Below are 2,397 nucleotides of genomic sequence, written 5' to 3'. Positions count from 1 at the left end.
TCTTGTTCCCTAGTGTAATTTTTAACATAAAATTATTAATGTATTCTATCTTATATTTATAATCTTCTTTATCTAAATCCGAATTATCTAAAAATTCCTCTTTAATTTCATTTAAATGTTTTTCAATTTTTTCACTGTTTACTAATTTGTAAGTATCTGAATTTGAATCGTATTTAAATTTCTCATCTAACATCTCTTTAAATTCTTTTTTGTTCATTCCTATTAAAAGATTTCTATATTTTCCAGTTGTTCTACTTTAGTCCTAATTACTTCCAATTTCAATTAATAGTTTTAGTCCCCTTTGATATTGGGGTAGTCTATATCATTTGATAATTCAATATCGCCATTTTCAAATAGTTTTAGTCCCCTTCGATATTGGGGTAGTCTATATCAGTCAGAAGTAAATTTACATTATCAGATATGTTTTAGTCCCCTTCGATATTGGGGTAGTCTATATCCCATCATATAATTGGAATAATGTTGTTTTTCAAATTTTATATTGTCCCTCTATTCTTAAATTTCGATATAGATTACCCCTTTTTATACATTTTAACACAGTTTATCTATAAAAACAAATATTTGTTTAATTTTAATGTTTGAAGTGTCTGATGCCAGTAAATACCATTGTCATTCCGTGTTCATCGGCAGCTTCGATTGACTCTTTGTCTCTAATTGAGCCGCCTGGCTGTACTAATGCTTTGATACCGTATTTTGCAGCTTCATCTACACAGTCTCTGAATGGGAAAAATGCGTCTGATGCCAGAACTGCTCCTTCCAGTGATTCTAAATCTCCTTTGGCATGTTCAAGTGCGTGCTGAGTTGCCCAGATTCTGTTTGTCTGTCCTGTTCCAACTCCTGTTGCCGCTCCATCTTTTACGACCACAATTGCATTTGATTTTACGTGTTTTACGACTTTCATTCCAAGTTCCATATCTTTTAATTCTTGCTCTGTTGGCTGTTTTTTTGTTACAACTTCCATATTGTCAATCATCTTCTGATTTGTCTGCTGAACTAATATTCCGCCATCAACTTTTACGTATTCCACTTTATCCTGCGGTTTTGCAACTTCGCATTTTATTACTCTCAAATTTTTCTTGGATTTTAATATTTCAAGAGCTTCATCAGTAAATGCTGGGGCAATTACGATTTCTAGGAAAATTTTATTCAGTTCCTGTGCAGTTTTTGCATCAATTTCTCTATTAATCGCAACAATTCCGCCAAAAATTGATACTGGATCGCAATCATGAGCTTTTTTGTAAGCCGTGAAAACATCATCTGCAACTGCTACACCGCAAGGAGTCGAGTGTTTTACAGCACAGCAGGCAATTTCATCAAATTCATTTGCCACTTTCCAAGCAATATCCATATCCCTGATATTATTAAATGACAATTCTTTTCCATTTAACTGGACAAAATCCTTCATACTTCCATTTTCAGTAGTTGAAACGTAGTATGCAGACGATTGGTGAGGGTTTTCGCCATATCTTAAATCAAATTTCTTTTCATACGAAACATTCAAATATTTTGGATATTCCTCTTCCAGCAAGAAATTAGAGATAGCTGCATCATAAGCTGATGTCAAATTAAACACCTTCCCAGCCAATCTTTTTTTTGTTTCAAATGAAACTTCCCCATTATTTTTGATTTCTTCCATAACCTTCTCATAGTCTTCTGTTTCGCAGATAACAGTAACATCCTTGAATGATTTTGCAGCCGAACGAAGCATTGTAGGACCACCTATATCAATAAATTCGATTTTTTCATCAAAAGTCTTATCTGTCTGAACTTCCCTGAAAAACGGATAAAGATTAACAACAACATAATCAATCGTCTCTATTCCTTCTTTTGCAATCGTATCCATATGCTCCCTATTGTCCCTAATCGCCAAAATTCCACCATGAATATTCGGATGTAATGTTTTCACTCTTCCATCCAGCATTTCCTTAAAATTAGTAACTTCCGAAACATCTATCACAGAAAGTCCATTTTCCTTCAAAAACTTGTAAGTCCCTCCAGTCGAAATAATTTCCACACCTTTTTGATTCAAAAACTGTGCAAATTCCAATATCCCAGTCTTATCAAAGACACTAATCAAAGCTCTTTTTTTCATTCGGCATCATTCCTCCAATATATTTTGTTAAATTTATTTTATCACAAACCCTTGTATTTATCAAGGTTGTGTAATTATTAACTTTCAAATAAAAAACCTGTATTTCTACAGGAAAAAACAATGTTTTTATTTTCGATTAAATCTGAGGTTTATCTGTTAAGAATATAGTAAAAAAATATTATTTCCAGACAAATAACTAAAATATCTGATTTCACAGTTTCACCTCCATATATTAAAACTAAAGGAGCGACCCTTCATATAATATTATAACACAATAAATTAAAAAC

2 protein-coding genes are annotated in these 2,397 nt (G+C 32.4%); both read right to left on the bottom strand.

The genetic code is table 11. From position 1 onward, the window contains the following. A partial coding sequence (locus Q0370_RS04430) for a hypothetical protein (RefSeq protein WP_299572651.1) occupies positions 1-217 on the bottom strand: 217 nt, incomplete at its 3' end. 372 nt (positions 218-589) lie between these two features. Further along, complete coding sequence (purH, locus tag Q0370_RS04425) at positions 590-2,110, bottom strand: bifunctional phosphoribosylaminoimidazolecarboxamide formyltransferase/IMP cyclohydrolase (protein WP_299572648.1); 1,521 nt, start codon at positions 2,108-2,110, stop codon at positions 590-592. Positions 2,111-2,397: the final 287 nt, after the last annotated feature.

It is taken from the genome of uncultured Leptotrichia sp. (assembly GCF_938036635.1).
Lineage (GTDB): Bacteria > Fusobacteriota > Fusobacteriia > Fusobacteriales > Leptotrichiaceae > Leptotrichia > Leptotrichia hongkongensis.
This window is presented reverse-complemented; position numbering and strand designations above follow the sequence as displayed.

Bases quoted from the DNA above. Each gene is read 5' to 3' on its own strand.
- purH (WP_299572648.1), bottom strand. From the start codon at position 2,110: ATGAAAAAAAGAGCTTTGATTAGTGTCTTTGATAAGACTGGGATATTG.